This is a genomic window from Phocaeicola abscessus CCUG 55929, assembly GCF_000312445.1.
In the GTDB taxonomy this organism is placed as follows: domain Bacteria; phylum Bacteroidota; class Bacteroidia; order Bacteroidales; family Bacteroidaceae; genus Phocaeicola; species Phocaeicola abscessus.
The window spans coordinates 284,635-309,776 of sequence record NZ_HE997183.1; the positions used below are offsets into that span (position 1 = coordinate 284,635).

A 25,142-nucleotide genomic window follows, 5' to 3' on the forward strand; every position below is an offset into this window, starting at 1 on the left:
ACGTCGGATAATTCGTTATAAAAGGATGTAATAGCTTAAATAATTGATGATTCTTACCGTAATATAAAAAAAAAGAACTTATTTTGCATAATTCACGTATGATGTCTTATCGCATAGACAAATACGATTGAGATTTTAAAGTATTCACGTAATGATGGAGTTTACAGCCAAACAAATTGCCACCTATCTTCGAGGAACTATTATCGGCGACGAAAATGCAAAGGTCCATACCTTTACCAAAATAGAAGAAGGTATCCCCGGCGCATTATCTTTTTTATCCAACCCAAAGTATACGCACTACATTTACCAGACCAAATCAAGCATCGTACTGGTCAACAAAGACTTTGAGCCCGAACAGCCGATTCATACGACATTGATAAAAGTACAAAACGCCTACGAAGGTTTAGCACAATTGCTGAACCTCTATGAGTCGAGTAAACCTAAGCTCAAGGGTATCGATCCCCTGGCGTCGATTGCCGCTACGGCGAAGATCGGAAAAGATGTCTACATTGGCCCCTTTGCATCCGTCGGAGAATATGCCGAAATCGGAGATAACACGCTCGTATACCCTCATGTCACCATCTGTGAACATGTCCTCATAGGCAACAATACCATTTTGTATCCCAACGTAACCGTTTATCACGACTGCCGCATAGGAAACAATTGCATTCTGCACGCCGGATGCGTGATCGGTGCGGACGGCTTCGGATTCGCACCCAATGAAAACGGATACGATAAGATTCCGCAAATAGGTATAGCCTTGATCGAGGACGATGTCGAGATCGGGGCCAACACCTGTGTGGACCGTTCCACCATGGGAGCTACGATCATTCATCAAGGTGCCAAGTTAGACAATTTAATACAAGTCGCCCATAACGTAGAAATCGGCCGTAATACGGTGATGGCAGCGCAAGGAGGCATCGCCGGCTCGACCCAAATCGGAGAGTGGTGCATGTTCGGAGGCCAAGTCGGCATAGCCGGCCATATTCAAATAGGAGACAAAGTCAAATGCGGTGCACAAGCCGGCATTACCGGCAACGTAAAATCCGGAGAAACGATTATCGGTTCTCCCGCCATCGACTCGAAAAACTTTGTAAAATCATTCATCTACTTTAAACATCTTCCTGAAACGGCAAAGGAAATCAAGGATCTGAAAAAAGAAATAGAACGACTAAAACAGCAAATAAACAAGTAAACCCGATGTTGAAACAGCAAACGTTAAAAGGAAGCTTCTCTCTCAACGGAAAAGGTCTTCATACAGGAGTGAACTTGACGGTGACATTCAATCCGGCAGCGGACAACCACGGATATAAAATCCAGCGAATCGACCTCGACGGCCAACCCCTTATAGATGCGGTAGCCGAGAACGTAGTGGATACCACGCGCGGCACCGTCTTAGAAAAAAACGGAGTTAAAGTAAGCACTATCGAACACGCCATGGCGGCTTTATACGCTTCCGGCGTAGACAACTGCCTCATTCAGGTAAACGGTCCGGAATTCCCCATTTTAGACGGTAGCGCAAAATATTTCATCGAACATATCAACCGCGTCGGCTTAGAAGAACAAAGAGCCATCAAGGACTTCTATATTATCAAATCGAAGATTGAGTTTCGAGACGAAGAAAAAGGTTCGTCGATCATTGTCTTACCCGACGACAGTTTCAGCATCAACGCATTGATCTCGTACGATTCAGGCATCCTGTCCAATCAGTTCGCCACCTTGGAGGATATGAGAAAATTCGCCACTGAAATCGCCGCCGCCAGGACATTCGTATTCGTCCGTGAAATCGAACCGCTGTTGAATGCCGGCCTCATCAAGGGCGGAGATTTGGACAACGCCATCGTCATCTACGAACGTGAAATGACGCAGGCCAACTACGACAAATTGGCCGACGTGATGGGAGTCCCTCATAAGGATGCGACGAAACTAGGGTATATCAACAACAAACCCCTCGTTTGGGATAACGAACCCGCCCGCCATAAACTGCTGGATATCATCGGCGACATGGCGTTGATCGGAAAACCCATTATCGGCCGGATCATCGCAACCCGTCCCGGACATACCATCAACAATCAGTTCGCCCGCCGGATGAGAAAAGAAATCCGCCTCCACGAGATTCAAGCGCCTAACTACAATTGCAACGAAACGCCGCTCATGGATGTCAATCGCATCCGCCAGTTGCTTCCTCACCGCTATCCGTTCCAGTTGATCGATAAGATCATCGCGATGGGAGCCAATTATATTGTCGGCGTGAAGAACGTGACGTCCAACGAACCGTTTTTCCAAGGGCACTTCCCTACCGAACCGGTTATGCCGGGCGTACTGCAGATCGAAGCGATGGCTCAATGCGGCGGCGTATTGGTTTTAAATTCGTTGGACGAACCGGAACGATATTCCACTTACTTTCTAAAGATCGACGAAGTCAAGTTTCGACAGAAAGTCATTCCCGGCGATACCCTCATTTTCCGCGTGGAGTTACTGGCTCCCATCCGGCATGGCATCTCCTCCATGAAAGGTTACGGATTCGTGGGAGAAAAAATTGTTTGTGAAGCGACATTCACAGCCCAAATTACTAAAAAATAAATTTAAAAAACGATGATCAGCCCTTTAGCTTATATCGATCCAGAAGCGAAAATCGGACAAAATGTGGAAATTGGTCCGTTTACTTTTATAGACAAAAATGTAGTCATCGGTGACGACAACGTCATCATGTCTAACGTAAATATCCTTTACGGCGCCCGTATCGGAAACGGAAACGTCATTTTCCCCGGAACGGTCGTCAGCGCCATCCCCCAAGATTTAAAATTTCACGGGGAAGAGACGACGGCCGAAATCGGGAACAATAACCGGATCCGTGAGAACGTCACGATCAATCGCGGCACATCGGCGAAAGGTCGAACTATCGTCGGCAACGACAATCTGTTGATGGAAAGCGTTCACGTAGCACATGACGTGATCGTCGGAAACCGATGCATTATCGGAAATTCCACCAAGATGGGCGGGGAAGTCGTTATCGATGACGACGCCATTGTCAGCGCCAATGTGCTGATGCATCAATTCTGCCATATCGGCAGTTTTGTCATGATACAGGGCGGATGTCGTTTCAGCAAAGACATCCCTCCCTACATCATCGCCGGAAGAGAACCCATCGAGTATTCCGGCATCAACCTCATAGGCTTGCGCCGTCATAGATTTTCGAACGAACTGATCGAGAACATCCACAACGCCTATCGCCTTATCTATCAAAGCGGCATGAACGTCTCCGACGCCCTGCATGAAGTGCGACGGGAAATACCGATGAGTCCGGAAATCGACTATATCATCTCGTTCATTGAAAAATCCGAAAGAGGCATCATCAAATAAATGGCTACAGTATCCGATCTATTAATCATAAAAGTATGATTTACAAATTTACAATCCTCTCCGACGAAACAGATAACTTCGTCAGAATAATCCAAATAGATGCTGACGCTACTTTCTATGACTTCCACAAAGCCATACAGAAAGCCTGTGATTACAAAGACGACCAACTGACTTCATTCTTCATCTGTGAAGACGATTGGGAAAAACGGGAAGAAATCACGTTGGAAGATATGGGACACGGTTGGGATGAAGACATCTTCCTCATGAAACACACGAAAATCAGCGACTTGGTGGAAGACGAAAAACAGAAGCTGATTTACGTATTCGATCCGCTGACCGATCGTTCGCTGTTTATAGAACTGACGGAAATCATTACGGGAAAAGCATTGCGTAAACCCGTCTGCTCACGGAAAGAAGGACATGCTCCGAAACAGACCGTCGACTTTGACGAGATCATGGCCAAAACCCTGACCGATAGCCAGATACGAGACGATTTGGATGAAGAACTTTACGGAGACAGAGAATTCAACGAGGACGATATCGATATGGAAAGCTTCGATATCAGCGAGGGAAATCCATATACCAATTCCGACTATTAAAAGAGACAAAAAATAAAAAAACTCATTGTTCTTACCGGACCTACGGCGGTGGGAAAGACCGAACTGAGCCTCGCCCTCGCCGAACATTTTCAGACCGAGATTATCGCTGCCGATTCCCGACAGATTTATAAGGAGTTGAAGATCGGAACGGCTGCACCCACCGCAGAACAATTAGCGAGCATAAAGCACCATTTCGTCGGTACATTGGAATTGACCGACTATTACAGCGCCGCCCGATACGAAGAAGAGGTGCTGCAATTGCTCGAAAGGCTCTTTCAAACGAAAGATACGGTGCTGCTCACGGGAGGCTCCATGATGTATATCGATGCCGTTTGCAAAGGTATCGACGAAATACCCTCGGTAGACGGGGATACCCGCCGGATGATGACGAAGAAATACCAGCAAGAAGGGCTCGAGAAACTTTGCGAGACATTGAAACTTCTCGATCCCATCCATTACGAAAGAGTAGATCGGAAAAATCCGAAACGGGTGATTCATGCCCTGGAAATCTGCTACATGACGGGCAGGCCATATTCCTCCTTTCTCACCGGCGCCACCAAACAACGCCCTTTCCGCATTATAAAAGCAGGCCTCGAAAGAGAACGGGGGGAATTGTTCGAACGCATCCATCGACGGGTCGACCGAATGATCGCCCAAGGACTGTTGAACGAAGTCCGTCGGATGTATCCTTATAAAGACCTGAATTCCCTGAATACCGTTGGTTATAAAGAACTCTTCGCCTATTTGGACGGTACCTGGACCTGGGAAACCGCCATTGAAAAAATGAAACGAAATACCCGCATCTACGCCAAAAAACAAATGACCTGGCTTAAGCGGGACGCCCATATACGCTGGTTTCACCCCGATCAGCAAAAAGAAATAACAGACTATTTTTCTTCTCCTTGAAAAACTTCGGTCTCATTTCCAACGAAGAATAAAGCCGATCCGGATACGTCCCATAACGTAGCCGGATACGTCCCACAACGTGTCTGGATACGTCCCATAACGTAGCTGGATACGTCCGCAACGTAGCCGGATACGTCCCGAACCCCGTCGGCGAGGTTGTTTATCCCGTCGGATAGGTTGTACAACCTATCCGGATACGTTCGGAACGTCAAATTCGAGGTTATCCCACATATCCGGCGAGGTCCGGAACGTCAAATTTGAGGTTATCCCACGTATCCGGCGAGGTCCGGAACGTAGACGGCGGGGTCCGGAACGTAGACGGCGGGGTCCGGAACGTAGCTGGATACGTCCCGAATCCCGTCGGCGAGGTTGTTTATCCCGTCGGATAGGTTGTACAACCTATCCGGATACGTTCGGAACGTCAAATTCGAGGTTATCCCACGTATCCGGCAGGGTCCGGAACGTCAAATTTGAGGTTATCCGACGTGTCCGGCGAGGTCCGGGACGTAGACGGCGGGGTCCGGAACGTAGACGACGGGTTATCCGACGTGTCCGGCGAGGTCCGGAACGTAGACGGCAGGGGCTTTTTACTTTCGGCATTCTCAGACGTACCGAAAGTTAAACGGAGACGCCTTTTCGACAGGTCCCCGTTCGGTTCCTGCGCTAAAATTCAAGAGAATACGGATTATCCCGTCTCATCCGTTTTTTCATTACAATTTAAAAATCACGGGCAACGCATATTTCACCCTGACGACCTGTCCCCGTTGTCGGCCGGGCTTCCACTTCGGCATGGCGGAGACCACCCGCACCGCTTCGGCATCCAAGTCCGGATCCACGCTGCGGACTACCTTCACCTCCGAAAGGCTGCCGTCTTTTTCCACGGTGCACTGTATAACGACACGTCCCTGTTTGCGGGCTTTTTGGGCCGACACGGGATACTTGAGATTCGTTGACATGAACTTGAAGAGCTCTTCCATACCTCCGGGAAATTCGGGCATCTCTTCCACTACCTGAAAGACCACGTCGGTATCTTTCTTCGCTTCGACAATTTTAGCACTTTCCGTTTGGACAAACTCGGATAATTCCATAACTTTGCTGCTGGAAATTTCATTCAACTCGGACGAAACTTCCGGGCGGGCAAAAGCAGCGACAGCAATTGCTGCCAACGGAAGTACATACACGTACTTCAGTCGCGCCCACGCGTTCGATCTTTTTTTACACATCATAGTAATTCGTTTTTTAAGTGAACTGTGATTGAAGCTGTTGGCCATCGAATAGAGCCGTGTGCCAACAGCTTTTTTTATTAATAACAACTGATAATTCTTGGCGTCGATTCCCCGTTTGAGCACCGCTTCGTCCGCTTCGTACTCGTGAATGTTCTGCAATTCCCGTTTCAACAGCCATATCGCCGGATTGAACCATTGCAGTATCATGCAGATATCGACAAACAGGATATCATAAGAATGCTTCTTGCGAATGTGCGCCTTCTCATGAGCCAGAATGGCCGGTGCATGCTCTTCGTAATCTCTCCTCGAAACGACCATGTAATTCATCCAGCTGAAAGGAGCTATTTCTCCCTCATAAACGAGGATCTTCACGCCGTCTTCCCCTCTCACGCACGCGCCCCGATGCAGCAGACGATACATCCGATGCATGGACCAGCCTTGCCGAACGGCGAAAAAGAGCGCTCCCAGCACATACACGGACAATATCAGACCCTGCCGGCGGAAAGCCGGCACCGCAGCTGCTGCCGCCTCTACGTCCACGGACGAATACTCCATAAACCTTTCCAAGGAAGTGAACGAACGGCTTATCTCGGTGGAATAATGGGCGGTCAACTCGACACAAGGCACGATAAACGACACCGCAACGATGCCCAACAAGGCGAAACGGTTGAACCGATGGAAGGTTTCCCTGCTCAATAACAGCTTGTAAAACAAATAAAACGCCGCCAGACAGACTGCCGCTTTCAGTATGTATACGAAAAATGCTCCCATAGCCGTCACTTTTCTCCGTTCGACTCTTCCACTTCCCGTATCAACCGTTTCAAATCGTCTATCGAAAGCGCTTCCTCCTTGACCAGGGACGAGACGGCCCCCAGATACGAATTATTGAAGTACTTGAGAATCACGTTCTTCAACGTACCTTTCTGGAACTCGTCCCGCGTGATAGCTACTTCGTACAAGTAGGTATTGCCATACGTTTTATGCGTCAGGAATCCTTTCTCGTCCAATCCGCGAACAACGGTAGAAACCGTATTCACGTGGGGCTTCGGATCGGGATACCACTCGAGCAGATCCTTTACGAACATCGAACCTTTCTCCCAAAAAAAGTTCATTGCCTCCTCTTCTTTTGCTGTTAACGATTTCATGGTGACATCTATTTCTGCCACAAATAAACTATAAGTTTTAGTTATATCACTAATTATTTTAGTTAATAAACTATAAAAGGTAATTATTCCGGTCAAACCTTCATCCACAGCAAATCGCTCATAATCCCGTCGGAAACGAAGAGCCCATCGCGGGTAAGATGCAGCGCGCCGTCCGTAACGGCCAATACCTGTCGCCCGATATGAGGCTCGGCCATTTCCAGGCAGTACCGGTAAAGCGCCTCTCCGAAGGTTTCGCGCAATCGTTTCAGATCCATTCCCCATCGGGTTCGGAGGGCGGTAACGACATAATCGTTATAGCGGGTACAGAGGTCGAGTGCTTCGCGTTCGAAGTTCAGCTCTCCCTCCTCCGTCCCCTTTATATAGGCGTCAATGGAAGCCACATTCCACTGGCGCGAAATGCCGTCGAAGGAATGAGCCGCCGCGCCGCAACCAAGGTAATGCTCGCCCGTCCAATAACCCGAATTATGCCGCGATTCATAGCCCGGAAGACAGAAATTGGAGATTTCGTAATGCTCATATCCAGCCTCACCCAATCGATCCAAGAGCATTTCGAAGAGCCTCACGCTGAGTTCCTCCGGAATTTCTTCCGCCCGGCACCGTTCCCGAAGTTTCCACAGCGGAGTCCCTTGCTCATAAATCAGATGATAGGCCGAAAGATGTTCCGGTCTCAACGCGACGGCACGCTGCAAATCGTTCGCCCATTGTGCCTCCGTTTCCTGAGGTAAACCGTACATCAAATCGATGCTGATACGCTCGAAACCGATCTCCCTGCACGTTCGATAAGCCTCGACAGCCTGAGAAGCGGTATGACGCCGACGAAGCCATCGCAGCATCGACTCGTCGAAAGTCTGAATACCCATGCTCAACCGGTTGAACGGAAGCCTCCGGAGCATGGCCGCATAATCCCGCGTCAAATCGTCGGGATTGCACTCGATGGTTATCTCGGCATCCGGAACCACTGCATATACCTTATATATAGTATTCAACACGCGCGAGAGCTGCTCCTCGTCCAATTGCGAGGGCGTCCCTCCGCCGAAATAGATCGTTTCGACGGGCTCGGAGCGCAGATACTCTTTCCTTCGCTCCAGCTCCTTACAGAGAGCTTCCGCATAGGCCGTTTTCTTTTCGTGCTGCGTCGTCGAATAAAAGTCGCAGTACGTACATCTGCGCGCACAAAAGGGAATATGTAGATAAATGCCTGCCATCGTTTCCAATTTTGCGACAAATTTATAAAAATCGCCGTCCTACTTTTAGAACCGTACATACTTTCTTTTCAAAACCGATAGCGCCTCTGCCAAAACCGACAGCACTTCTCGTTCGAAAGCAGATGATCGATAACGGTTTTTCCGAACCAAAACGACTTTCTATTTAAAAATACACTCGTTTCGTTGGGAATATAAATATTATTTCCTAATTTGCGAGCCGCTTTTTAAACGGGATGCGAACCATACCCGATAAATCATATTTAAACCATAGATATCATGAAAATTTATCAGACGAACGAAATCAAAAACATTGCCCTCTTAGGCAATCACGGATCGGGAAAGACCACCCTCACAGAAGCATTGCTCTATGAGAGTGGCGTGATAAAACGTCGCGGAAGCGTCGAATCGAAAAATACCGTCAGCGATTATTTCCCTGTCGAACAGGAATACGGCTATTCCGTCTTCTCAACCGTTTTCCATTGCGAATGGAACAATAAGAAATTAAATATTATCGACTGTCCGGGAAGCGACGACTTCGTTGGGGCGGCCATTACCGCACTGAATGTAACGGATGCCGCCGTACTGCTGTTGAACGGACAGTACGGTCCCGAGGTGGGAACGCAAAACCATTTCCGCTATACGGAACGGCTGAACAAGCCGGTCATCTTCCTGGTCAATCAGTTAGACAACGATAAGTGCGACTACGACCAAGTATTGGAACAGCTGAAAACAAGCTACGGCCCCGGCATCGTACCGATTCAATATCCCCTTCAGACAGGGCCCGATTTTCATGAACTCATCGACGTTCTACTGATGAAGAAATATTCGTGGAAACCGGAGGGCGGCGCTCCCATCATCGAAGAGATCCCCGCTTCGGAAATGGAGAAGGCGACCGCATGGCATAAGACCCTGGTCGAGGCCGCCGCCGAACACGACGAATCGTTGATGGAGAAGTTCTTCGAATCCGAAGAGCTGACGGAAGACGAACTGCGCGAAGGCATCCGCAAAGGCTTGATCAGCCGTGGCATGTTCCCCGTATTCTGCGTCTGCGCCAAAAAAGACATGGGCGTCCGCCGGTTGATGGAATTCTTAGGAAACGTCGTTCCCTTCGTTTCGGACATGCCGCTGGTAACCAACACCAAAGGCGAGGCCGTAGCACCCGACTCGAACGGGCCGACTTCTCTCTACTTTTTCAAAACGGGTATCGAACCCCACATCGGCGGCGTACAGTATTTCAAGGTGATGAGCGGAACGATCAAGGAGGGAGCCGACTTGGAGAATACGGATCGGAGTTCGAAGGAACGCATCGCGCAACTGTTCGTCTGCGCAGGCGCCACTCGCATCCCCGTGCCCGAATTGCATGCCGGCGACATCGGTTGCACCGTCAAGCTGAAAGATGTAAAGACAGGCAATACCCTCAATGAAAAAGGATGCAATTACCAGTTCGATTTTATCAAATACCCCAACTCCAAATACTCCCGCGCAATCAAACCGACCAACGAGGCGGATATGGAAAAGATGATGATGGCGCTGAACAAGATGCGCGAAGAAGATCCGACATGGGTGGTCGAACAGTCGAAAGAACTGCGTCAAACCATCGTTCACGGGCAGGGAGAATTTCACCTGCGCACATTGAAATGGCGTCTCGAAAATAACGAAAGCATCTCGGCCGAATATGTGGAGCCGCGCATCCCCTATCGCGAAACGATTACGAAAATAGCGCGAGCGGATTACCGGCATAAGAAACAGTCGGGAGGCGCAGGGCAATTCGGCGAAGTCCACCTGATCGTAGAACCGTACGCCGAGGGCATGCCCGATCCCACCCTCTACAAATTCAACGGGCAAGAGTTCAAAACTGCCGTAAAAAACAAAGAGGAAATCCCGTTGGAATGGGGCGGCAAATTGATTTTCATCAACAGTGTCGTGGGTGGTGCCATCGACTCTCGCTTCATGCCCGCCATCCTCAAGGGAATCATGAGCCGTATGGAACAGGGCCCGCTGACCGGTTCTTATGCCCGCGACGTTCGAGTAATCGTTTACGACGGCAAGATGCATCCGGTCGATTCGAACGAAATCTCATTCATGCTGGCAGGTCGCCATGCTTTCAGCAATGCCTTCAAGAATGCCGGGCCGAAGATTCTGGAACCTATTTACGATGTCGAAGTCTTCGTTCCAAATGAATACATGGGAGACGTCATGGGCGACCTGCAAGGTCGTCGTGGCATGATTATGGGTATGAGCAGCGAAAAAGGCTATCAAAAATTGGTTGCGAAAGTCCCGTTAAAGGAAATGTCGTCTTATTCCACTTCCTTAAGTTCATTGACGGGCGGACGCGCTTCCTTTACGATGAAATTCTCAAGTTACGAACTCGTTCCCGGCGAGATTCAGGATCATCTGATTAAAGAATTCGAAGCTCAGGAAGAGAAAGAAGAATAAGTTCTAATTGCAACGACTTGTATGCAGAGAGGGGCAGGCGTAAGAAACCAGCCCCTCGTTTAATTAACGAATTAACAATCAAAAAACTTTATTTCGTTAAATTACAAGAAATAATTAGGATTTTTATAGAAATAATTTAGCATAATGGAAGTAACAATGGTACCTTTGCTTCATGAAAAAATCAACCATTTTAATATTAGGCATTGTAATGGGGCTCTCTTTCCTCGTACTGCTTTACCTACAAGTAAGCTACATCGAGGAAATAGTGAGAATGCGTCAGGAACAATTCGAAGAGTCTGTCAAACGCAGTTTGGCCCAGGCCTGCAAGAATATTGAATTGGTTGAGACCAAAAAATACTTGGAAGCCGATGTGGATGCGACCGAACGGGCGGCGCGCCTGTCGAAAATCATCAACGATTCCGTAGCCAAAGATACGACCACCATCCACCGTCAATATTTAGTATCGACGAACGACGGCTTAGGCGGCATTTCTTCTTTCGAGTTCAATATCATTACCAACCGACCTTCCATGATCCCGAAGGCTATCATTTCGACGGGAAAAAATATCCCTCAGACCTCGAAAACGTTGCAGGATATCCTGAAAGAACGATATGTCTATCAACGGGCGCTACTGGACGAAGTCATATACAATATCCTGTATACGGCAAGCAATAAACCCTTGAACAAACGAATCAACTTCGGACAGCTGGACTCTTTCCTGAAGACGGAATTGCTGAATAACGGCATCGATATATTATACCATTTCACCGTTACCGACCGCGACGGTCAAGAAGTATATCGTTGCCTGGATTATACCAACGAAGGCAGCCGGAACACGTTCACCCAAGAACTATTCAAGAATGACCCGCCGGCGAGAATAGGCTTCGTCAACATTCATTTCCCCGATTTGGACAGATACATCTTCCGATCGGTGAAATTCATGATCCCCTCTATCATCTTTACCGTCGTGCTATTGATCACTTTCATCTTTACCATCTATATCATCTTCCGACAGAAAAAACTGACGGAGATAAAGAACGATTTCATCAACAACATGACGCATGAATTCAAAACCCCGATATCGACCATTTCGTTAGCCGCACAGATGTTACAGGATACGGAAATAGGCAAGTCGCCGGCCATGTTTAAACATATTTCAGGCGTGATCAACGACGAGACGAAACGACTGCGTTTCCAAGTCGAGAAAGTATTGCAGATGTCGATGTTCGAACGTCAGAAAGCCGTACTGAAAAAGAAAGAACTCGATGCCAACAAACTGATCGAAGGGGTGGTCAATACCTTTACCTTAAAGGTAGAGAAATATAACGGGGCAATTGCGACGAATCTGGCAGCGACGAATCCTTATATCTTCGTAGACGAGATGCATTTTACCAATGTCATATTCAATTTGTTGGACAACGCCGTCAAATACCGCAATCCGGATCGCAACCTGCAACTGAACATCCGTACATGGGACGAATCGAACAAGCTATATATCTCCATACAGGACAATGGCATCGGCGTAAAGAAAGAAAACCTGAAGAAGATATTCGATAAATTCTATCGGGTTCACACGGGCAATCTGCACGATGTAAAAGGATTCGGCTTAGGGCTGGCCTATGTTCAGAAAATTATCAAAGATCACGACGGAACCATCCGTACGGAAAGCGAATTGGGAGTAGGAACAAAATTCATCATAGTAATACCTTTATTAAAAAATGAATAATATGGACGAGAAATTACGAATCTTATTGTGCGAAGATGATGAGAATCTTGGCATGTTGTTGAGAGAGTATCTGCAAGCAAAGAACTACTCGGCTGACCTCTATCCTGATGGCGACGCAGGATACAAAGCATTCCTGAAGAACAAGTACGATCTGTGCATCTTGGATGTGATGATGCCCAAAAAAGACGGCTTCACCCTGGCACAGGAAATACGACAGGCTAATGCCGAAATTCCAGTGATCTTCCTCACGGCGAAAACGCTGAAGGAAGATATTTTAGAAGGGTTCAAAATAGGAGCCGACGACTATATCACCAAACCCTTCAGCATGGAAGAGTTGACATTCCGCATCGAAGCGATCTTTCGCCGCGTCCGCGGGAAACGCTCTAAAGAACGTAACGTATATAAAATCGGACAGTTCGTCTTCGATACCCAAAAACAATTATTGAGCCTCGGAGAAGAGAGCGTCAAACTCACCACAAAGGAATCGGAACTATTAGGCCTGCTTTGCGCCCACGCAAACGAAATCCTTCAGCGCGACTTCGCCCTGAAAACCATTTGGATCGACGACAATTATTTCAATGCCCGAAGCATGGACGTATACATTACCAAGCTGCGCAAGCACCTCCGTGCCGACAAATCGGTAGAAATCATCAATATTCACGGCAAAGGCTACAAGCTGATTACGCCCGAAATCGAATAAATGTCAATACCCGTCATGATAAAAAGGCCTGAGATCAAGATCCCAGGCCTTTTATAACTGCTACCTCTATCAATCAGCAATCCGTCTGTTGAGAACGATGTAAACGATCAGACCCAAGATGATCAACGCGATAGAACCGCCTAAAACACTGTTATCGTTAACAGCGGAACTGCCCGTAATAAAAATGCCGACCAATATAAGGGCACCGATTACAATCATAATCAAACCTAAATTCTTAAGTAAGCTTTTCATGTGTATATGATATTTATTATAATGATTCCGAGTTACAAATTAAAGCAATATTTTGTAATCGATGAAATAATTCGAAGAAAAAAACGAAAATGTCACCAATCTTTCTGCGAAAATCGAAGACAGCCTCCCAGCCTTGCCCGCAAAAGAATAAAAAAGGATATAGGCGATAAAAATATCAAGATAAGGATTTGCGCATTGGAAGAAAATAACTACCTTTGCAGGCACTATTAAAAATTTTTATTTCACCAATTAATTAAAAAGTAGAATGAATCAATACGAAACCGTTTTCATTTTAACTCCCGTTTTGTCTGACGATCAGATGAAGGAGACGGTAGAAAAATTCAAAGGTATTCTTACCTCCGAAGGCGCCGAGATTATCAACGAAGAAAATTGGGGACTCAAGAAATTGGCCTACCCCATCGAGAACAAAACCACCGGATTCTATCAACTGATAGAGTTCCAGGCAAAACCGGAAACCATCGCCAAGTTAGAAGTCAATTACCGCCGCGACGAGCGAGTAATCCGCTACTTAACCATCCGTATGGAGAAATACGCTATAGAATACGCAGTAAAGAGAAGAAGTTTAAAATCAAATAAGGAGGTATAATTATGGCACAGGTACAATCGGAAATCAGATATTTAACTCCGCCTTCGGTAGATGTGAAGAAAAAGAAATATTGCCGCTTCAAGAAAAACGGCATCAAGTATATCGACTACAAGGATCCGGAATTCCTGAAGAAATTTCTGAACGAGCAGGGAAAGATCCTTCCGCGTCGCCTTACAGGCACTTCGATGAAGTTCCAGCGTCGCATAGCCATTGCGGTCAAGAGAGCGCGCCACCTGGCGTTACTCCCATTCGTGACTGATTTGATGAAATAATAAAAGGAGGAATAAGCATGGAAATCATTCTGAAAGAAGACGTAGCTAATTTGGGCTACAAAAACGATATCGTAAAGGTAAAATCCGGTTACGGACGCAATTATCTTATTCCTACCGGTAAAGCCGTCATCGCCTCTCCTTCGGCAAAGAAAGTTTTGGAAGAAGAACTGAGACAGCGCGCCCACAAATTGGAAAAGATCAAAAAGGATGCCGAAGCGGTAGCCGAACAGTTGAAAGAGGTGGCGCTGACCATTGCCACAAAGGTGAGCTCCACAGGTACGATCTTCGGCTCTGTATCTAACATCCAAATTGCCGATGAATTAGAAAAGCTGGGGCACAAGATCGACCGTAAACAAATTGTGATCAAGGACGCGGTAAAGGAAGTCGGCGATTATGTAGCACACGTCAAACTTCACAGAGATATTACCGTAGACATACCGTTCAAGGTAGTGGCAGAAGATTGATCTGCTGTCGCCGAATACAGGATAAACAGCTGTGTCGAAACGAATGTTTTGGCACAGTTGCTTTTTCTATCACTCGGGGTCCAGCAGCATAGCCCCTTTCCGAAAGTCGAATACCACCAAATTCTCTGATAAGACATTTTAATTTCCTGTGCAGACAATTTTTATGCGCTGCCAGGTCATTGCATTTTTCTCAGCATCCAATCTCTCAAAATAACCGCATGATTGCACGTTTCGCTCTTAGCGCCGTATAGGAGCGTTACATTGCCCGAACCAAGCAGTTCTCTGCAATGTCGGACAAACTCCGCTGCGGAAGGATTGCGATCGAGTTCCGCTACATATTCCGCAGCGAATTCGGGCAGGTTCTCCGGCTTATGAGCGAACCATTTACGAAGACTTGTCGTAGGAGTCACTTCTTTTCTCCATTCATCGAGGCGGAGATCTGCTTTCGAGATACCTCTCGGCCACAGCCTGTCGATTAGGATCCGATAACCGTCATCCTCTTCCGCAGGCAGATAAGCACGTTTAATCTTTAATTCTTTCATTCGTCGTTCGTTTTATTTCAACCTCTTAGCATAGTAATTTGCATCTTGAATTTGGTTACGGCCTTCACCGCGTGCGGATGATTGGCCGGGATAATGAGTATTTCGCCCGCTTTGGGATGATGGGCTGTACCGTCGATCATCACTTCCGGTTCGCCTTCGAGGATATTCAACAGGACGTCGAAAGGCGCACTGTGTTCCGATAACTGTTGTCCTTGGTCGAAGGAGAAGAGGGTCACACTGCCCGCTTTCGTGTGTACCAATTCTTTCGAGACCACCCCTCCGTCTACATATTCGATCGCTTTGTCGGCTACGAGAACCTTTCCTTTTTCCATATCTGTCATGAGTTGTACGTTTAAATGGTTATTTGTTTCACGTCGTAAAGATAATGACAAAAATACGTTCTTTCCACGAGTTTTCGGATAACATTTGCGCGGCTGTGAACAAAAAAATCAAAAGGAGACACCCCTCTCCGATCCGCCGAAAGATTCGGCAAGACGAGGGAAGAGAATGGGGATCGAAGGATAACAAAAAAGCCTGCAGAGTTTTACTCAACAGACTTCGAATTTTCAGCTATGGATACCGACTTATTGAGCGGCAGCTGAAGTGGAATCAGCGGGAGCAGCCACTTCCTCCATCACTGAAACCGTTTCTTCTACCATTTTGGTAGAATCTGCATTCTCTTCACTCTTAGCAGCTTTGTTTCCGCACGATGCGAGTGAAATAGCTGCGAATGCTACGAACATAAATACCAATTTTTTCATTTCCTTTGCTTTTTAAACCTATAATCATATGTTTTTAAAAACGGTGCAAAGGTATATAGTTTTTCTGACAGGTTGTTCGATCGGGAACATTTTTTTTTGATTATTTCCGCCTTTATCATATAAAAAATGTTAAAGCCACATGTTTGACAACATCTCTTCTACTCATTCGTGATACTATTATATAAAAAACGTTTAATACTTCGCTTGGGTGTTTTCTCAAATTCCGTGGGATACAATTTGATTTTGCTTACCTGTTCGTAGTTAGCTACCAAGGCGTTAAGCGATTTCAGATTCTCATCCATGATGGCCTTGATATCCTCCGGCGTGTTCAAACCGACAGCATCCAGATTCGAATAGTCCGGATATACCAAAGCGACCAGTTTCCTGTCACGCTCGATTACCAGGCTCTCCAAAACGAAAGGCAAGTTGTCCAACTTCGCTTCGATCTCTTCGGGAAAGATATTCTGCCCGTTGGAACTCAAAATCATCGACTTGCTTCTACCGCGGATAAAGATATGATGATCCTTGTCTATCGTGCCTAAGTCTCCGGTCCTTAACCAGCCGTCTTCGGTGAAGGCGTCGCGGGTCGCTTCTTCATTTTTGAAATAACCCTTCATTACATTCTCGCCACGCACTTGAATTTCGCCGGTTTCCTGATAAGGGTCGTTCGAATCGATACGCACTTCCATCCGATCCAGAATTTTTCCCGATGAGCCGGGAACATAATCTTCCCACCAGGAATAGCTGATGAGCGGGCCACATTCCGTCATCCCGTAACCGATCGTATAAGGGAATTTGATTTTCGTGAAGAAGGCGGCAACTTCAGGATTCATGGCTGCTCCGCCCACTATCACCTCCTTGAATCTACCCCCCAAGGCATCTATGAGCCTTTTGCGGATCTGGGCGTAGATTTGATGATTCAGCAACGGGATGTTCAGGGCGAACTTCATCTGCCGTTTATTGATCAGCGGAAGGATCATATTCTTATATACCTTCTCCAACACCAGCGGAACGGTAATGATCAGATCCGGTTTGATCTCTTCGAACGCTTTCAATAAGATTTTCGGAGCCGGAGCCTTTCCCAATAGGGTGACATGTGTCCCGAGGGCAGTGGCGACTAAAAAGTCGAATGCGCAACCGTAGGCATGCGCCAGGGGGAGGAAGGCCAAATTCTTTTCTCCCCGCTGCAATAATTTCGTTTTCATACCGAAGACCGTATTCCCCGCCAGATTATTCCCCGTCAGCATCACTCCTTTACTGAACCCGGTAGTTCCGGAAGTATAATTGATCTCCATCACCTTGTCATTCGACAGCTCCGTATAGATGACATTCTCCTTGTGAAAGCCGTCGGGATAGGTCTGTTGCATGACCTGCGGAAGCGTATCGATGAATTTTTGAATCGTTTCGCCGTCGCGCTGGTACAGACAACGGAAATCGTTCAAAGAATATACAGCCCGGAGATTTCCCATCGCCTCCTGTTCCAGAGTTTCCCAGATCGTATCGCTGACGAAGAGGAAAGTGGCTTCCGCGTGGTTGACAATATGGTGTACATCGTTCGGTTTAAAGTCCTGAAGTATGGGCACGATGATAGCCCCATACGTTACGGTCGCCAGATAAGAGATGCACCAGTGCGAGTTATTCTTCCCGATCAGTGCGATTTTCTCTCCGCGCCTGAGACTGCAATGTTGAAAGATCAAATGTAACCTGGCGATCTCTTCTGCCACCTGTCCGTAGGTATAAGAGCAACTTTCGCCGTAATCCGTATAACAAGGCAATTCCCAATTCTCTCTAAAGCTGTTTTCGTATAGTTTAATGAAATTCTCCTTAACCATTGCACAAATAAACGAATAATGTGCAAACATAGATATAATTATTCTATTATAAAAAGATTCCGGCATATTTTGTTTAACTTTGTGCAGTAAAACTCAGCAGCATGGTTGATACGGCTATATTTCAAGACAGGACAGCGGTTTATTATACCTTAGGATGTAAACTTAATTTTTCGGAAACATCTTCCATAGGAACCACGCTGAAGGCTGCAGGCATCCGAACCGCCCGTAAGGGGGAAAAGGCGGATATCGTCGTGGTCAACACCTGCTCGGTGACGGAAGTGGCCGACAAGAAATGCCGTCAGGCCATCCATAGGCTGACGCGCGAACATCCCGGCGCCTTCGTCGTAGTAACAGGCTGTTACGCACAGCTGAATCCGCAAACCGTCGCGCATATCGACGGCGTAAACATCGTATTGGGCACGGATCAGAAAGGAGATATTCTGACTCACTTGAATAACTTGGAAAAACGTCGAGTGGGCGAAGTCATCACCTCAGATTTGAAGGAAATCCGCACCTTCATCCCTTCCTGCTCGCGAGGAGACCGCACCCGCTATTTCCTGAAAGTACAGGACGGCTGCGATTACTTCTGCACATATTGCACTATTCCGTTCGCACGGGGCAGGAGCCGTAACGGAACGATTGCATCGCTCGTCGCCCAAGCGGAACAGACCGTCGCAGAGGGCGGAAAAGAAATCGTAATCACCGGCGTGAACGTCGGCGATTACGGAAAAACGACCCAGGAATCGTTCCTCGATCTGATCGAAGCACTGGATAAGGTGAAGGGAATCGACCGGTACCGCATCTCTTCCATAGAACCGGATTTACTGACCGACGAAATCATAGACTTCGTAGCCCGCTCGCGCGCTTTCATGCCGCATTTTCACCTCCCACTGCAGAGCGGAAGCGACGACGTGCTGCAATTGATGCACCGCCGATATGACACCGCCCTGTTCGCCCATAAGATTCGGAAGATCAAAGAAAGGATACCCAATGCGTTCATCGGCGTCGACGTAATGGTAGGAACACGCGGCGAGACGGAAGCTCACTTCGAAGAATCGTACCGCTTCGTCGAAAGCCTGGAGGTGACGCAACTCCATGTATTCAGCTATTCGGAACGGCCGGGTACCCAGGCGCTGAAAATCGATTACGTCGTCCCCCCGGAAGAGAAGCATCGAAGAAGCCAGCTACTATTAGCCCTTTCCGAAGAAAAGACGCATGCGTTTTACGAGCGACATATCGGAAAAGAAGCTGTCATCCTGGCTGAAAAAGCAAAAGTCAGCAGGCCGATGCACGGATTCACGGACAACTATATCCGCGTAGAAATAGCTCATCGCCATACACTCGACAATCGGCTCGTTCGGGTTCGCTTAGGAAGATTCAACGCGGCCGAAACGGCGTTATCAGGTGAAATACTATGAAAAAGGTATCTGTAGTCATTTTAAATTGGAACGGAGAAGCAATGCTCCGCCGGTTCCTGCCCTCCGTGTGCAAGTTCTCGGAAATCGAACAGGGAGATGTGGAGATTTGCGTGGCCGACAATGGCTCGACCGACGGTTCGCTCGCTCTGCTGAAGAACGAATTTCCCTCGATCCGGCAGATCGTGTTCGATAAGAACTACGGATTTGCCGGAGGATACAATAAAGCGCTGCAATTGATCAACGCCGAATACGTCGTACTGCTTAACAGCGATGTGGAGGTGACGCCCCGATGGCTGCAACCGATGGTGAAATATATGGACACTCACCCGAACGTAGCAGCCTGCCAACCGAAGATCTTGAGCCGAACGGCCAAAGAGGAAGGGAAAAAAATATTCGAGTATGCCGGCGCTGCCGGAGGATACCTCGACCGTTACGGTTATCCATTCTGTCGGGGACGCATCTTCGATGCCATCGAAAAGGATCGCGGCCAATACGATATGACTGCCATGATTCTCTGGGCTTCGGGAGCCTCCCTGTTCATTCGTCTGGCCGACTATCGATCGGCAGACGGCTTGGACGACCGTTTTTTCGCCCACATGGAAGAGATCGACCTGTGCTGGCGTTTGAGGAATAGGGGGAAAGGTATCGTCTGCCTTCCGGAAAGTACAGTTTACCATCTGGGGGCTTCCACCCTGAAGAGAGAAAATCCGAGAAAGACCTACCTGAATTTCCGAAACAACCTGCTGATGCTGTACAAGAATCTGCCCGACAGCGAGCTTGTAAAGGTGCTACGCTTCCGCGCCGTCTTCGATCCGCTCGCCGCCTTCATCTTTTTCTTGAGAGGGCAAAAGAAAAACGCCGCCGCCGTCTTCGAGGCACGGAAAGACTTTCAGAAGATCCGCTACACCTTCGCTTCCGAACGGGCGAAGAATTTGATTTCCTCGTCGGACGAACCGGTTCCCGAATACACCTCTTTCAGCATACTCCGCAAGTTCTACATAAGCAGGAAGAAACGGTTCTCTCAACTGAAGCTCAACGGATAAACCTCACCGGATATAGCGGACTTCCACTCCCGCCTCCCTGCAATCGGCCCCCATAGGCGGATTCTCTTTGAGGAGACGAAGTTCGATCTCCTCGACACGTTCGAACGTAGCAAACAGTCGGGCGGCGATCCGCTCGCACACATTTTCCAACAGCTTCGAGGGCGTTCTCATCTCATCGGTTACCGCTTCATAAACAGTCGCGTAGTCGATCGTACCGTCCAACTCGTCGATTTGTGCCGCCCGCGCGAAGTCCGTCTTCAGTCGGAGGTCGATCAGAAAGTCGGCACCTACCCTTCGCTCCTGCGGGTCCACGCCATGTCGCGCATGGATCCGTAGTCCTTTCATATCAATAAACATCGCTATCGCTTTCATATATTTTCCTTCCTTTTCAAAGGTTATCGAGCCATTCTACTACATGTTGACGCGTCCGTGGGTTCGGGAGCACAAAAGAGAGGAAAAAGAACGATAATCCCAAGTGTTTGGGTAACTTTATTCTTCTTTTTACACGGTATTCTCATTTCTTTTTCAGACTTAGCAGAAAGAAATCCGTTCAGAGAACGATCGAACCTGGCACAGGTCGGAGCAATTCCGTTCGGAAAACGATCAAACCTGTCGCAGGTCGGAGCAATTCCGTTCGGAAAACGATCAAACCTGTCGCAGGTCGGAGCAATTCCGTTCGGAAAACGATCAAACCTGTCGCAGGTCGGGGCAATTCCGTTCGGAAAATGATTGAACCTGTCGCAGGTCAGAACGATTCCGAGTAAATACCTCCTCTTTCGCCGGTTCAGGATAGGTTATCGAAGCGGATAGAGAACGATACTCGTCCCGATCGGTATGTCGGAGGGATGCGGCACCTCTATCATTCATTATTTATCAGAAGCGAAAAGGCTGCCTCCTTAAAAAGGAAACAGCCTCCTCTCCGCGCAGTTCGGCAAGCGATCACCCGCATTTGGAAGCGCCGCAGTGTTTGCATATCAGACAGCCTTCCTGATAGACCAGGGTTTCGTATCCACAATTGGGGCATTGTTGCCCTTCGGCTTTCGTACCATCCATCACATATTTCTTCAGCGCCCGCTCCACGCCGTTCTTCCACGTGTTGATGTTTTCGCTGTCCAATTGTAACGAATCGACCAATTTAATTACGCGGTCGATCGGCATCCGCCAGCGGAGCACGCCCGAGATCAGTTTGGCGTAGTTCCAGTACTCTTTATTGAACTTCTCGGACAGTCCCTCGATGGTCGTCTTGTAGCCGCGCTTGTTCTCGAATTGGAAATCGTAATGCTTATAACCGTCTTCATCGATATTCTTGACGATCCGCCCTTTGGTGACCGATTTCGGAAGCAGAATTCCTTCGTCGTCGTCCTGCAAACCAGTGAAGATTTCGTAAGGACGCCCGTCGAGCAGGCCGACAAATGCGACCCACTTCTCCTTATTGTTCTGAAAACGGATCACGTCCGCTTCCAGCGACTTCGGCCGCACTTCCACCACTTCCGGTTGTTTACATTCGGGGAAACGTTCTTTTTTGTCGCTTTTTGTTGAAATCAGGACACCCGATCGAGAGCCGTCGCGATATACTGTACACCCTTTGCAACCGCATTTCCATGCTTCGATATAAAGGTTGTTAACCAGTTCTTCGTCCACCGTCGCCGGCAAATTGATGGTAACGCTGATGGAATGGTCGACCCATTGCTGAATTCTGCCCTGCATCTTCACTTTTTCCATCCAGTCCACGTCATTGGCCGTTGCTTTATAATACGGCGAGCGCGCCACCAAATCGTCGAGTTCTTCCTGTGTATAGCGTTTGTTTCTGTCGATCCCATGGACATCCATCCATTTCAGGAATTTCTGATGGTAAACGATGTACTCCTCAAAGGCGTCGCCCGTTTCGTCGACAAAATCAATATGTACTTTTTCATCATTCGGATTGACTTTTCTCCTGCGCTTATAAACCGGCAGGAAGACGGGTTCGATACCGGATGTGGTTTGCGTCATCAGACTCGTCGTTCCTGTGGGAGCAATGGTCAGGCAGGCGATATTGCGTCGGCCGTACTTCAGCATCTCTTCATAAAGCGCAGGGTCAGCATTCTTAATCCGCATCACGAAGGGGTTGTGTTGTTCTCTCTTACTGTCGTAGAGAGCGAAAGCGCCTCGTTCCTTAGCTATTTCGACCGAGGCGCGATAGGTCTCGACGGCTATCGTTCGGTGAATGCGCTCGGCGAAGTCGGTAGCTTCCTCCGTACCGTAACGCAATCCCATAGCGGCGATCATATCGCCTTCGGCAGTGATGCCCACACCCGTACGTCTGCCTTGAGCCGTCTTCTTCTTGATCTTTTCCCACAGCTGACGTTCGGTAGCCTTCACGTCGTCGCTCTCGGGGTCTGCAGCGATCTTGGCGAGAATTTTGTCGATTTTCTCTTCTTCCAAGTCGATGATATCATCCATCATGCGCAAGGCTAAGGCCACATGCTGCTTAAACAGGTCGAAGTCGAAACGAGCATCCTGGGTGAAAGGCTCTTTCACGTACGAATACAGATTGATAGCCAGCAACCGACAGGAGTCGTACGGACAGAGAGGAATTTCACCGCACGGGTTCGTCGAAACGGTCTTATATCCCAGATCCGCATAACAGTCGGGAACCGATTCGCGGATAATCGTATCCCAAAAGAGGACGCCGGGCTCCGCCGACTTCCAGGCATTGTGAACGATTTTGCGCCACAAGGCGCCCGCATCGATCTCTTTGGTCAACTTCGGAGTCGGAGAGTCGATAGGATACTGCTGCAGATACGGTTTTCCGCTCATGGTAGCTTGCATAAACTCGTCGTCTAACTTTACGGAGACATTCGCTCCCGTTACCTTTCCTTCCGTCATCTTAGCATCGATGAAAGATTCGGAATCCGGGTGCTTGATCGATACGGTCAGCATCAAGGCTCCGCGTCGCCCGTCCTGCGCAACTTCCCGCGTAGAATTGGAGAATCTTTCCATGAACGGCACCAAGCCCGTAGACGTCAGCGCCGAGTTCTTCACAGGAGAACCTTTCGGACGGATGTCCGACAGATCATGTCCGACCCCTCCGCGTCGTTTCATCAATTGCACCTGTTCTTCGTCCATCCGCATGATAGCCCCGTACGAATCAGAAGCTCCCTCGACACCGATCACAAAACAATTGGACAGCGAAGCGATCTGAAAATCATTGCCGATACCGGTCATCGGACTGCCTTGCGGCACGATATAACGAAAATGATCCATCGAGTCGAAAAGCGCTTGCGCACTCAGGGCATGAGGATATTTCTGTTCGATACGCGCCAGCTCGTTAGCTATACGCCAATGCATATCCGTCGGCGTTTTTTCATAGATATGTCCGAAAGAGTCCTTCATGGCATATTTGTTTACCCAGACACGAGCGGCTAATTCATCGCCCTCGAAGTAATCGAGGGTAGCTTCAAAAGCTTCCTCGTAAGTATAAGTTTGTCTTTCCACTTTTTTATGTATAAAGAAAATAAAACATAAACAATCGCTTTGTAGAAGTTTCGTTTATGTCGTTTTGAATGATTGCACAAAACTATAGATGTTTTTTTTATTTGCAAAATAAATCGACAATTAATTATCCGAATCTGAAAAAGTCTTCTCTTTCAACATAATAAGATACTGATAATCAAACAAGAATACTTTTCAAATAGACATCAAAATTTTCTTTTTCGGAAACCGAGTAAAACGTCCCGTCTTCCTTTTTCGATCATCCTTCGTTTGTTCCGGACGCACTTTTCTATCCATTTCTCTTGCTTTACTGCGATTCATTTTAGACTTTTTTATCGCATCGGCCATCCATTTATTTTCGATTATGGTTATCTTTGTCATCAAACGATAAGCAGATGAAACATTTGGATTTTATAAAAAACCGCCGTTCTATTCGCAAATATACGGATAAAGAGATTCCTTCGACCGTGTTGAAAGGATTATTAGAAGAATCGTTCCGAGCTTCTACGATGGGCAACATGCAACTCTACAGCGTCGTTATCACCCGGGATCGGACGATGAAGAAGAGGCTAGCTCCTGCACATTTCGATCAGCCGATGATCACCGAAGCTCCGGTCGTCATGACCTTTTGCGCCGATTTTCACCGTTTCAGCAAATGGTGCATAGAGCGAAAGGCGGCGCCGGGATACGATAACTTCATGTCGTTCTTGAACGCCATGTCAGATACGCTATTGGTTGTTCAGAACTTCTGTACGTTAGCCGAAGCAAATGGGTTGGGTATTTGTTACATCGGAACGACCATCTATAATCCAGATCCGATCATCGAACTGTTGAAATTGCCACCCTTGGTCGTTCCTGTAGCGACTATCACCGTGGGTTATCCGAATGAAAATCCCGTTCAGCCCGACCGTTTACCGGCGGAGGGACTTATCCATGAGGAGATTTATCACGACTATACCGCCGAAGACATAAACCGGATATATCATTTCAAGGAGACTTTACCGGAGAATCATCAATTCATCGAAGAAAACGGAAAAGAAACATTAGCGCAAGTCTTTACGGACATTCGTTACCGGAAAGCGGACAACGAACTCATGTCGGAACAATTGCTCCGCACGCTGAAGAGGCAAGGTTTTCTCGCATAGAGCGA

General features: G+C 47.8%; 24 protein-coding genes. 14 read left to right on the forward strand and 10 right to left on the reverse strand.

Annotated elements, in window-relative coordinates:
- Positions 1–154: 154 nt before the first annotated feature.
- From lpxD to miaA, 5 genes are read left to right on the forward strand one after another with little or no spacing between them, the layout of a single operon-like run.
- The gene (gene lpxD / locus BN102_RS05210; protein WP_035456017.1) at positions 155–1,195 is read left to right on the forward strand and encodes a UDP-3-O-(3-hydroxymyristoyl)glucosamine N-acyltransferase; all 1,041 of its coding nucleotides are present in this window, start codon (positions 155–157) and stop codon (positions 1,193–1,195) included.
- Positions 1,196–1,200: 5 nt separating this feature from the next.
- On the forward strand, positions 1,201–2,583 hold the full coding sequence (locus BN102_RS05215) for a bifunctional UDP-3-O-[3-hydroxymyristoyl] N-acetylglucosamine deacetylase/3-hydroxyacyl-ACP dehydratase (RefSeq protein WP_019208043.1): 1,383 nt from the start codon (positions 1,201–1,203) through the stop codon (positions 2,581–2,583).
- A gap of 12 nt (positions 2,584–2,595) precedes the next feature.
- Complete coding sequence (lpxA, locus tag BN102_RS05220; RefSeq protein ID WP_019208044.1) at positions 2,596–3,363, forward strand: acyl-ACP--UDP-N-acetylglucosamine O-acyltransferase; 768 nt, start codon at positions 2,596–2,598, stop codon at positions 3,361–3,363.
- 35 nt (positions 3,364–3,398) lie between these two features.
- Positions 3,399–3,962 (forward strand): IS1096 element passenger TnpR family protein, encoded by a 564-nt coding sequence (locus BN102_RS05225; protein WP_019208045.1) that lies wholly within the window; start codon positions 3,399–3,401, stop codon positions 3,960–3,962.
- A gap of 12 nt (positions 3,963–3,974) precedes the next feature.
- On the forward strand, positions 3,975–4,868 hold the full coding sequence (gene miaA, locus BN102_RS05230; RefSeq protein ID WP_035455980.1) for a tRNA (adenosine(37)-N6)-dimethylallyltransferase MiaA: 894 nt from the start codon (positions 3,975–3,977) through the stop codon (positions 4,866–4,868).
- A gap of 710 nt (positions 4,869–5,578) precedes the next feature.
- On the opposite strand, the gene BN102_RS05240 is transcribed toward miaA, so the two are convergent.
- From BN102_RS05240 to hemW, 3 genes are all read right to left on the reverse strand, one after another.
- Positions 5,579–6,865 (reverse strand): M56 family metallopeptidase, encoded by a 1,287-nt coding sequence (locus BN102_RS05240; RefSeq protein WP_036787462.1) that lies wholly within the window; start codon positions 6,863–6,865, stop codon positions 5,579–5,581.
- 5 nt (positions 6,866–6,870) lie between these two features.
- Positions 6,871–7,239, reverse strand: coding sequence for a BlaI/MecI/CopY family transcriptional regulator (locus BN102_RS05245; RefSeq protein WP_019208050.1), 369 nt, complete (start codon positions 7,237–7,239; stop codon positions 6,871–6,873).
- A 92-nt stretch (positions 7,240–7,331) separates the two neighbouring features.
- Positions 7,332–8,465 (reverse strand): radical SAM family heme chaperone HemW, encoded by a 1,134-nt coding sequence (gene hemW, locus BN102_RS05250; RefSeq protein ID WP_019208051.1) that lies wholly within the window; start codon positions 8,463–8,465, stop codon positions 7,332–7,334.
- Positions 8,466–8,741: 276 nt separating this feature from the next.
- Here hemW and BN102_RS05255 point away from each other — a divergent pair, with 276 nt between their 5' ends.
- The 3 genes from BN102_RS05255 (at position 8,742) to rprY (ending at position 13,327) form a co-directional block, all read left to right on the forward strand.
- Positions 8,742–10,901 carry an elongation factor G2 gene (locus tag BN102_RS05255; protein ID WP_019208052.1) on the forward strand — a complete coding sequence of 720 codons (2,160 nt, stop codon included), beginning with the start codon at positions 8,742–8,744 and terminating at the stop codon, positions 10,899–10,901.
- Positions 10,902–11,073: 172 nt separating this feature from the next.
- Positions 11,074–12,627: a sensor histidine kinase gene (locus BN102_RS05260; RefSeq protein WP_035455977.1), complete on the forward strand. Its 1,554-nt coding sequence runs from the start codon at positions 11,074–11,076 to the stop codon at positions 12,625–12,627.
- 1 nt (position 12,628) lies between these two features.
- Positions 12,629–13,327: a response regulator transcription factor RprY gene (rprY, locus tag BN102_RS05265; protein ID WP_021311438.1), complete on the forward strand. Its 699-nt coding sequence runs from the start codon at positions 12,629–12,631 to the stop codon at positions 13,325–13,327.
- Between the two features lie 69 nt (positions 13,328–13,396).
- Here the strand turns inward: rprY and BN102_RS05270 are convergent, their stop codons facing one another.
- The gene (locus BN102_RS05270; protein ID WP_019208055.1) at positions 13,397–13,579 is read right to left on the reverse strand and encodes a hypothetical protein; all 183 of its coding nucleotides are present in this window, start codon (positions 13,577–13,579) and stop codon (positions 13,397–13,399) included.
- Between the two features lie 265 nt (positions 13,580–13,844).
- Between BN102_RS05270 and rpsF the strand changes: the two genes are divergently transcribed.
- From rpsF to rplI, 3 genes are read left to right on the forward strand one after another with little or no spacing between them, the layout of a single operon-like run.
- Positions 13,845–14,186 (forward strand): 30S ribosomal protein S6, encoded by a 342-nt coding sequence (gene rpsF, locus BN102_RS05280; RefSeq protein ID WP_019208057.1) that lies wholly within the window; start codon positions 13,845–13,847, stop codon positions 14,184–14,186.
- Between the two features lie 2 nt (positions 14,187–14,188).
- On the forward strand, positions 14,189–14,458 hold the full coding sequence (gene rpsR / locus BN102_RS05285; protein ID WP_019208058.1) for a 30S ribosomal protein S18: 270 nt from the start codon (positions 14,189–14,191) through the stop codon (positions 14,456–14,458).
- 17 nt (positions 14,459–14,475) lie between these two features.
- Positions 14,476–14,922 (forward strand): 50S ribosomal protein L9, encoded by a 447-nt coding sequence (gene rplI, locus BN102_RS05290; RefSeq protein ID WP_019208059.1) that lies wholly within the window; start codon positions 14,476–14,478, stop codon positions 14,920–14,922.
- A gap of 176 nt (positions 14,923–15,098) precedes the next feature.
- Here rplI and BN102_RS05295 read toward each other — a convergent pair whose 3' ends face one another.
- The 4 genes from BN102_RS05295 to BN102_RS05305 all read right to left on the reverse strand — a co-directional run bounded on the left by BN102_RS05295 (position 15,099) and on the right by BN102_RS05305 (position 18,057).
- Complete coding sequence (locus BN102_RS05295) at positions 15,099–15,464, reverse strand: DUF488 domain-containing protein (protein WP_019208060.1); 366 nt, start codon at positions 15,462–15,464, stop codon at positions 15,099–15,101.
- Positions 15,465–15,481: 17 nt separating this feature from the next.
- Entirely contained in the window at positions 15,482–15,805 is a 324-nt protein-coding gene (locus tag BN102_RS05300) for a cupin domain-containing protein (RefSeq protein ID WP_021311456.1), read from the reverse strand.
- Positions 15,806–16,048: 243 nt separating this feature from the next.
- Positions 16,049–16,225: a PG1828 family lipoprotein gene (locus BN102_RS11010; RefSeq protein WP_019208062.1), complete on the reverse strand. Its 177-nt coding sequence runs from the start codon at positions 16,223–16,225 to the stop codon at positions 16,049–16,051.
- 158 nt (positions 16,226–16,383) lie between these two features.
- Positions 16,384–18,057 (reverse strand): long-chain fatty acid--CoA ligase, encoded by a 1,674-nt coding sequence (locus BN102_RS05305; RefSeq protein ID WP_019208063.1) that lies wholly within the window; start codon positions 18,055–18,057, stop codon positions 16,384–16,386.
- A gap of 101 nt (positions 18,058–18,158) precedes the next feature.
- On the opposite strand from BN102_RS05305, the gene mtaB reads away from it, so the two are divergent.
- Together mtaB and BN102_RS05315 are read left to right on the forward strand one after the other, a co-directional pair.
- Positions 18,159–19,475 carry a tRNA (N(6)-L-threonylcarbamoyladenosine(37)-C(2))-methylthiotransferase MtaB gene (mtaB, locus tag BN102_RS05310; RefSeq protein WP_019208064.1) on the forward strand — a complete coding sequence of 439 codons (1,317 nt, stop codon included), beginning with the start codon at positions 18,159–18,161 and terminating at the stop codon, positions 19,473–19,475.
- A complete protein-coding gene (locus BN102_RS05315) occupies positions 19,472–20,518 on the forward strand; it encodes a glycosyltransferase family 2 protein (protein ID WP_019208065.1) in 1,047 nt (348 codons plus the stop codon). Before mtaB ends, BN102_RS05315 begins: the two co-directional genes overlap by 4 nt.
- Before the next feature lie 3 nt (positions 20,519–20,521).
- Here the strand turns inward: BN102_RS05315 and folB are convergent, their stop codons facing one another.
- Together folB and BN102_RS05325 are read right to left on the reverse strand one after the other, a co-directional pair.
- Positions 20,522–20,890, reverse strand: coding sequence for a dihydroneopterin aldolase (gene folB / locus BN102_RS05320; protein WP_019208066.1), 369 nt, complete (start codon positions 20,888–20,890; stop codon positions 20,522–20,524).
- A gap of 567 nt (positions 20,891–21,457) precedes the next feature.
- Positions 21,458–23,995 carry an adenosylcobalamin-dependent ribonucleoside-diphosphate reductase gene (locus BN102_RS05325; protein WP_019208068.1) on the reverse strand — a complete coding sequence of 846 codons (2,538 nt, stop codon included), beginning with the start codon at positions 23,993–23,995 and terminating at the stop codon, positions 21,458–21,460.
- A 401-nt stretch (positions 23,996–24,396) separates the two neighbouring features.
- Between BN102_RS05325 and BN102_RS05335 the strand changes: the two genes are divergently transcribed.
- A complete protein-coding gene (locus tag BN102_RS05335; RefSeq protein WP_035456014.1) occupies positions 24,397–25,137 on the forward strand; it encodes a nitroreductase family protein in 741 nt (246 codons plus the stop codon).
- The last annotated feature ends 5 nt before the right edge of the window (positions 25,138–25,142 follow it).

Excerpts from the sequence above, each read along its gene's own strand:
- lpxD (WP_035456017.1), top strand. The coding sequence starts at position 155 with ATGGAGTTTACAGCCAAACAAATTGCCACCTATCTTCGAGGAACTATT.
- BN102_RS05245 (WP_019208050.1), bottom strand. The coding sequence starts at position 7,239 with ATGAAATCGTTAACAGCAAAAGAAGAGGAGGCAATGAACTTTTTTTGG.
- BN102_RS05225 (WP_019208045.1), top strand. The coding sequence starts at position 3,399 with ATGATTTACAAATTTACAATCCTCTCCGACGAAACAGATAACTTCGTC.
- folB (WP_019208066.1), bottom strand. The coding sequence starts at position 20,890 with ATGAAAGCGATAGCGATGTTTATTGATATGAAAGGACTACGGATCCAT.
- BN102_RS11010 (WP_019208062.1), bottom strand. The coding sequence starts at position 16,225 with ATGAAAAAATTGGTATTTATGTTCGTAGCATTCGCAGCTATTTCACTC.
- rplI (WP_019208059.1), top strand. The coding sequence starts at position 14,476 with ATGGAAATCATTCTGAAAGAAGACGTAGCTAATTTGGGCTACAAAAAC.
- BN102_RS05260 (WP_035455977.1), top strand. The coding sequence starts at position 11,074 with ATGAAAAAATCAACCATTTTAATATTAGGCATTGTAATGGGGCTCTCT.
- mtaB (WP_019208064.1), top strand. The coding sequence starts at position 18,159 with ATGGTTGATACGGCTATATTTCAAGACAGGACAGCGGTTTATTATACC.
- lpxA (WP_019208044.1), top strand. The coding sequence starts at position 2,596 with ATGATCAGCCCTTTAGCTTATATCGATCCAGAAGCGAAAATCGGACAA.
- BN102_RS05240 (WP_036787462.1), bottom strand. The coding sequence starts at position 6,865 with ATGGGAGCATTTTTCGTATACATACTGAAAGCGGCAGTCTGTCTGGCG.
- rpsR (WP_019208058.1), top strand. The coding sequence starts at position 14,189 with ATGGCACAGGTACAATCGGAAATCAGATATTTAACTCCGCCTTCGGTA.
- BN102_RS05300 (WP_021311456.1), bottom strand. The coding sequence starts at position 15,805 with ATGACAGATATGGAAAAAGGAAAGGTTCTCGTAGCCGACAAAGCGATC.
- BN102_RS05315 (WP_019208065.1), top strand. The coding sequence starts at position 19,472 with ATGAAAAAGGTATCTGTAGTCATTTTAAATTGGAACGGAGAAGCAATG.
- BN102_RS05255 (WP_019208052.1), top strand. The coding sequence starts at position 8,742 with ATGAAAATTTATCAGACGAACGAAATCAAAAACATTGCCCTCTTAGGC.
- rpsF (WP_019208057.1), top strand. The coding sequence starts at position 13,845 with ATGAATCAATACGAAACCGTTTTCATTTTAACTCCCGTTTTGTCTGAC.
- hemW (WP_019208051.1), bottom strand. The coding sequence starts at position 8,465 with ATGGCAGGCATTTATCTACATATTCCCTTTTGTGCGCGCAGATGTACG.
- BN102_RS05295 (WP_019208060.1), bottom strand. The coding sequence starts at position 15,464 with ATGAAAGAATTAAAGATTAAACGTGCTTATCTGCCTGCGGAAGAGGAT.
- BN102_RS05270 (WP_019208055.1), bottom strand. The coding sequence starts at position 13,579 with ATGAAAAGCTTACTTAAGAATTTAGGTTTGATTATGATTGTAATCGGT.
- rprY (WP_021311438.1), top strand. The coding sequence starts at position 12,629 with ATGGACGAGAAATTACGAATCTTATTGTGCGAAGATGATGAGAATCTT.
- BN102_RS05305 (WP_019208063.1), bottom strand. The coding sequence starts at position 18,057 with ATGGTTAAGGAGAATTTCATTAAACTATACGAAAACAGCTTTAGAGAG.
- BN102_RS05215 (WP_019208043.1), top strand. The coding sequence starts at position 1,201 with ATGTTGAAACAGCAAACGTTAAAAGGAAGCTTCTCTCTCAACGGAAAA.